The sequence below is a fragment of the Ruminococcus sp. MCC718 genome, from assembly GCF_018783905.1.
Classification (GTDB): domain Bacteria; phylum Bacillota; class Clostridia; order Lachnospirales; family Lachnospiraceae; genus Hominisplanchenecus; species Hominisplanchenecus faecis.
The window spans coordinates 1-6062 of sequence record NZ_WQNP01000019.1 but is presented as its reverse complement, the minus strand read 5'-3'; the positions used below and the strand labels follow the sequence as shown (position 1 = coordinate 6062).

Sequence of the window (6062 nt, the reverse complement as noted above, 5' to 3'; positions counted from 1 at the left end):
ATATTTTGCCATAGTCTTTTCCCCCTCACTCCCTCTCGCCTTGACCGCTAATCTTATCAATAGGTTTTTTTACCTTTTTTCGTTAATTATAAGGGAGTGCCTTTTTGGTGTCAATACTTACCCCTCACTCCCTCTCGCCTTGACCGCTAATCTTATCAATAGGTTTTTTTACCTTTTTTTATCTAACTAGATATATTTTCACCTACCAAACATGCTAGACGCTAGCATAAGAAATACTAAAATATTACAGACCATACCGCCCCAAAACAAGTACAGTTTCAAACCCTCATATCTGAAAAAGCTGTTTTTGCTTTCCTCCAGCTCCCGGATCTTCTGCTTCATCACGCTCGTAAGTGTATCAGACTGCTTCTCAAGAAGCTTTGTAGCCCTCTGTATAGCCTCTATATTCGCCTGTAATGCCTTTCTAACCTCTTGGACGGTATTTTCCTTAACCTCATCTTTCAAACTCCCAACCTCGCCCGATATAGCGTCTTGAAGCAATTCGTTGCTGTTCTTCAGTAGCTCTACGCTCTGCTTCAGCTCGCTGATGAGCTTCCTGTTCTGCTCTGCGTCTCTCTGCCTGTTCCGCTCTGCCCTTACTTGTTCTTGATTTGACTGCTTCATCAATTCCTCGCAGTTCTCGCTCGACATCGCCAACGCTTCTTTGAGCAGACTGTTTTCCAGCTCTGTCCGGCTCTGTCGGTTTAACTCTTGAAGCTGCTCTCTTGGACTGCTCTGCTTCTGCTGTTCGTGCATTTCTCTCAAACTCATGCTCCATACTCTCCTTTCCGAAATCCATATTGTAGTATTTTTCCAGCTTATTATCCCTGATTTTACAAGCCTTTTCTCCTGCCTGTCCCCTGGCTAAGTCGGTATATGTGATGTACTTATGGCTGTCCTGCCAGTCCACCCCGTACCCTCTTTCATTCATCAGCCGGATAAATGTTTCCCGGCTGGTCGCTGTTTCCTTACAATCCAGCACCGCAAGGGCAATATCCTGCACATAACTTTTGACATTCCCCTGCTCTGCCTGTTTCAAAAGCTGGTAGGTGTCTTTGCTCCATGCCACCGTTTCTTCCCGAACTTCTCCAGCAAATGTCTTTCCTTTCTCCGGCACATGCAAGCCCTGTTCCCGACTCTGCTCGTTGCACCGTTCCTTTAGGTCTTTAAGGTCGTGCTTACTCCATTGGAGCTTATGACCGTTCTCATAATTTACGGAATTGACAATAAAGTGCGTGTGTATATGCCCCTTGTCTATATGCGTGGCTATCAGTACTTCATGCCCTTTCCATGCCTTTGTATGCTCTGCCAGTTCGACAGCGTTCTTGTGAGCCTGCTCCGGGGTTATTTTCTCGTCCTCATGGTAGGATTGCACATAATGCTTATAGGTTCTTCCGTCCGTCTTGCCCCACAGCTCCTTTGTAGCTTGCATTTCTTCCTTGACCGTCTCCGGCTCACAATGTAGACCGCTGACAAGCTTCTCCTCTGTCTTTTCTTTTTTCGTCACATAATCTATTGCGTGCCCTATGCCCGCCTTTGAAGATACTGCCTTAATGACTGCCATACTTTGTTCAGCTCCTCTCCATGCTTCCGCACTTCCGCTTCACTCGGCAACATTCCCCCCTCATTACACCGCTTTGCTATCTGGTTGAGGTTGTTCCCTATCCGTTTCAGTTCCGGGATAAGTTCCTTGATACCGTCCATATTCACGATCTGCTTCTCCAGCACGCAGGAAAGGATATACTCCTGTTGGTTCTTTCCACTCTCTAAAATCTTCTGCTGCAACTGCTGGTATTCTTCTTCACTTACCCGGAATGATAATTGTTTAGGTCTTGTCTTATTCATGGCTGCTTTCCCTCCAGTTCCCGGACAATGTTCTCCTTTCCCCGGATAACCTGCACCCCAGTAAGGACTTTCGGGGTATCTGTAGCAATCCCTACCATTTTCCCGATACACAACCTCAGACAGTACACACTTTCCATTAAATCGGCATGGTCGGAAAAGGACGTTTCATAGTCCACGCTTCCGTCCGCATAGCTCTTTCTGATGATGGCATGGTATCTTCCAATCTGGAACTTTCCAACTTTCATAGTCCTTTCCTCCCTATTTCTTTTTCGTGCAGTTCATCTGCGTATTCAAAACCGTATTCCTGTGCGGCTATCTGCTCCAGCCTTGCCATAGTCTTTCTTGCTTCCCACTGTTCATCTTCGTTCCGGGCGGTCTGGAAGTCCAACACCGCTAGACGATACTGATTTTCGATATATTTCTTATCCATGCTGACCTCACTTTCTCGGTGGTAGCACCACCGCATAATGAGCCTGTCGGCTCGCTTAAAAGGGGGATTGAAGGGGGGCTTGCCACCCTCACAAGTTCTAAAGTGGTAACACTTTAGGGAACTTGCAATATATCCGCTACACATATTATAGCATGATAGACACCCTATATCAAGCGGATATATTCGTGCGTATATTCTGCCAAGAATATAGTGGAGCTTACTTCCTCTTGGGCGACTTTGGAAGTGTAGGAGGGAGACAGTCAAGGGCTTGTTTTTTATCTGCAGTATGAGCTTCGGCTTGCCGATCAGCGAATGCAGCAGATAAAAAATGGTCGCAGACCACCCTTTACTTTCTTCCGCCGGAACGGACAATGAAGCACAGGGGGAAGTAACGGAACGGACTGACAGCCATTTTCCCCTCCGACATGATATCCAACAAAAAAAGAGTATCAAGGGGAAACTCTGCGGTCTTTCGACCGCCCTTGACACTCTTTTCCTTATGGCTCTGACAATAAACAAGGGGAAATGGCTTCTTGTGGCATTTCTGCCAATATAAATACATTTTTGTCTTTTTCCTCTCTGTCTATGCCAATATAGTCGCCCACTACATCTGCGTAGAAAATTTTATTTATTACCTTTGTTCATAATCATAAAATCCAAAAAATATCCTTGCAAACATTAACTCTAAAAATTATCTATACTGATTCATAATATCAAATAATGATTCATCGATCCTTTCTGCTTGATTATATCCAAGCGAATTGTAATTTGTATGAATACCAACACACCTATAATTTCCATCATTTTTATATACCGGCGATCCGCTTTGACCACCTGTTGTATCAATATAGTAACTTAATTTGAATGTACCGCTTGCTGCAATGCTTCCAGACATTGACCACATTTGAGCATTTTTTTCTACAGGATATCCCCTTACAACAATACCCGTTCCAACTAAACTTGATGTTGTCCATGAAGCACCAAAGTATCCCGTTGAACTACCTATATCAGAACTAAATTCTAATAATCCCCAATCATAATTAGAATTTTCAGATTCTATATATTTTGTATCAGTATGTAACACTGAGGCATAATGTACCCCATAAGGTGATGTTCCACCATTACTTCCCGGATAAATTCTAACCCATTCTGCCCAACCGCCTAAACTTGCATCATAAACACAATGTCCTGCTGTCATTGCAACACGTTCTCCATACATCCATGCTGTTCCGACATATAAACCATCGTCATCAGGAAACTTCATTTCCATATAACAAATTGCAGAATTAGGATATGCAGTAGTATCTGTTATCCTATATCTGTTGTCTGGACCTATAACTTCCCTTGTCGTAGGATCAACTTTCATTCCTTCCGGAATAAATGGCTCCATAACATCACTACTATTTTTGTTAAGATTGGCAGGAATCTCGTTTACTGTAATTTCACCGGTTGTTAAATTTTTGCTTATGTCTTGACGTGGTCCTAATTCTGCTTCTTCTGGTTCACTCGCTAACACCGTAATTGAAGATAAGATACTAAGCATTACTGCTAAAACTAAAATGCCTATTTTATTCACAATCTTATTTTTCTTCATATTCACTCCTTTCCGTTTGCAAGGATATTATATTTTTTTAATTTCTTTTACATTCTTTATTCGTGCAGGACTTGTTTCTAAAATTTCGCCTTTATAATACACTCTTATGTTATCTCCCAGCGATATATCTTGATAATCATATTCTTTTGGCAAAGTACAGACTATTTTTTCTTGTATATCCGTTTCTATGGTAAAAAATCGCTCGTTTTTTTCAACAATGACACCTTCAATAAATGGAGCTTTTTTTTGATTTATCACGCACAAAACAATACTACATAGCAATACTACAAAAGTTATGCTGACAATAACTTTTCTTTTCATTACACCATCCCACTTTGCACTAAGATTTATAGCAATTATATCATAATTTTCACAAATAAGACAAGCTGTTCTTATTATTTCCTTGATACATTAAATTAGAGAATTAAATTGTAATACACTATCAGTATATGATATAATATTCAACGTTGTCGCACCCAATCTGGCAACAGAAAGGGGGTGTACTCGTGGAAATTATTATATCCTTTTTGGTTTCCGTTATGGCAGGCGTAACCAGCTACTACATCTGCAAATGGTTAGACGGAAACGACAGTGACAACTAACCTAAAGAAAGCCCCGGAGCGTCACCTCCGGGGCTTTCACTTTGTGTACTCGTGGTACCATATCCTTTTTAGCTATCGCCATTATAGCATATTCAGATAGCCATTTCAAGTATTCCCTACTTCCACCACTTGTAAACGGTGGGCTTGCTCAATCCTGTTTCCCGTATGCAGTCCGCTTTCTTTCCTGCCGGGTGGCTCTCCTGCCATTCTCTGACCGTTTGCTCTGCAGTTGGTCTACCCTCATTTACTACTTCGCCTATGACTTTCATATCCTCTTTTTTTCGCCTAGCAAGATATAAATGGGCTTCTTGTTTTCTGTAATTCCGCTTATTTGCTGGTATCGTAACCTTTGTGTTATCCTCTATCCATTCCCGGCTTGCTATCGTTGAAAGCCTTTTTCTATCCCCTTTTAATGCTCGGAGAGCGTCCTTCACATCTGCCCTGCTGAAATGGTTGTCCTCGTCCTCGGTTAGACTCTCTAAATGCTCTAAAAACGCATAGGCATCTCGTCTTATCCTATACTCCGACACACCACACTTCAAGCCATAAGAGCATAATGCCATAATGGAAAAGTAACGTCCTCCGGCTTTTACTTCCTCTGTTATTTTCCGTTTCCACCACTCATATAAAGCTTCGTTACACACCCACGTACCGCCCTGCTTTTTACTTTTCTGCTTCGGCTCTCCCTGCACGATCCGCTTCTCATACCAATCCGGGTACAACTCCTTTGCTTCTTCCAGCGTAACGGTGCTTTTTCTTCTCGGCTTCTCGTACAACGGAGCAAAGTCAACCTTACAACTCGGTATGCTGGCTTTTATATCCTCCAGCGTGTAACGGTTCTCTGACAACTTATAGGCTTTTACTGGAAAATCTGCCCCCAGCTTCGACTGACTGCCCACACACCGAAAACCTTGATAAATGCCGGTTATATCCGGGCTGTCCGGACGAATAGAGCTGGTATCATTCCATAGCCGCCGGATAAGAGCTTCTTTTAGCTCTGCAAGCACTTCTTCCCGGTTTCGATACAACTGAACCGGCTCCTGCAAGAAATAGTAAAGATGTACGCCCTTGCCGGAGCTGACAAGATAAGTCGGACGAAGCTGTACGCCATTCCCAAACTGCTTCAACAGGTTCTTTAACTGCTGTTTACCTACATAGTCCACATCCACCACCACCGCAAACAGCTCATGAGCGTTCTCTTTCGTGTGTGACTTTCCGTAAAAACTAATAGGCGGTATCAGCCCAAACCTATCCCCTATGACCTTATCCAGCATTTTCAGACTATCATCAATTACCCATTGCCGGGTTCTTCCTTTGCCGGACGGTCTAATCTGTGTCGCTATAATATTGCCTTTTCCGTCCTCCGGCTCTTGCTGGAGACTGCCAGCCGGAAACAACTCCCGATAGAAATCATGAGGACTTACTTCCGGGTATCCCCTCTCCAACATAAGGGCTTCTTTCTCCCGATAAGCAGACTTCCACTCATACCTTCTTTTATCTCTCCTTTTGGTATATTTTGCCATAGTCTTTTCCCCCTCACTCCCTCTCGCCTTGACCGCTAATCTTATCAATAGGTTTTTTTACCTTTTTT

At 43.1% G+C, this 6062-nt stretch carries 8 protein-coding genes; all 8 read right to left on the bottom strand.

From position 1 onward, the window contains the following. Positions 1–198: 198 nt before the first annotated feature. Positions 199–465, bottom strand: a complete 267-nt coding sequence (locus tag GPK60_RS02165; protein ID WP_238672993.1) for a hypothetical protein — start codon at positions 463–465, stop codon at positions 199–201. After that, on the bottom strand, positions 455–1564 hold the full coding sequence (locus tag GPK60_RS02160) for a relaxase/mobilization nuclease domain-containing protein (RefSeq protein WP_215658759.1): 1110 nt from the start codon (positions 1562–1564) through the stop codon (positions 455–457). The genes GPK60_RS02165 and GPK60_RS02160 overlap by 11 nt, the downstream gene beginning before the upstream one ends. Further along, positions 1525–1845, bottom strand: coding sequence for a MobC family plasmid mobilization relaxosome protein (locus GPK60_RS02155; protein WP_118633954.1), 321 nt, complete (start codon positions 1843–1845; stop codon positions 1525–1527). The genes GPK60_RS02160 and GPK60_RS02155 overlap by 40 nt, the downstream gene beginning before the upstream one ends. Next, the gene (locus GPK60_RS02150) at positions 1842–2090 is read right to left on the bottom strand and encodes a hypothetical protein (protein ID WP_117598674.1); all 249 of its coding nucleotides are present in this window, start codon (positions 2088–2090) and stop codon (positions 1842–1844) included. The genes GPK60_RS02155 and GPK60_RS02150 overlap by 4 nt, the downstream gene beginning before the upstream one ends. Next, entirely contained in the window at positions 2087–2275 is a 189-nt protein-coding gene (locus GPK60_RS02145; RefSeq protein ID WP_147331599.1) for a hypothetical protein, read from the bottom strand. Before GPK60_RS02145 ends, GPK60_RS02150 begins: the two co-directional genes overlap by 4 nt. A gap of 691 nt (positions 2276–2966) precedes the next feature. After that, positions 2967–3869, bottom strand: coding sequence for a trypsin-like peptidase domain-containing protein (locus GPK60_RS02140; RefSeq protein WP_154247619.1), 903 nt, complete (start codon positions 3867–3869; stop codon positions 2967–2969). A gap of 27 nt (positions 3870–3896) precedes the next feature. After that, positions 3897–4190, bottom strand: a complete 294-nt coding sequence (locus GPK60_RS02135) for a hypothetical protein (RefSeq protein ID WP_154247620.1) — start codon at positions 4188–4190, stop codon at positions 3897–3899. A 397-nt stretch (positions 4191–4587) separates the two neighbouring features. Further along, on the bottom strand, positions 4588–5994 hold the full coding sequence (locus tag GPK60_RS02130) for a repa (RefSeq protein WP_154247621.1): 1407 nt from the start codon (positions 5992–5994) through the stop codon (positions 4588–4590). Between the last annotated feature and the right edge of the window lie 68 nt (positions 5995–6062).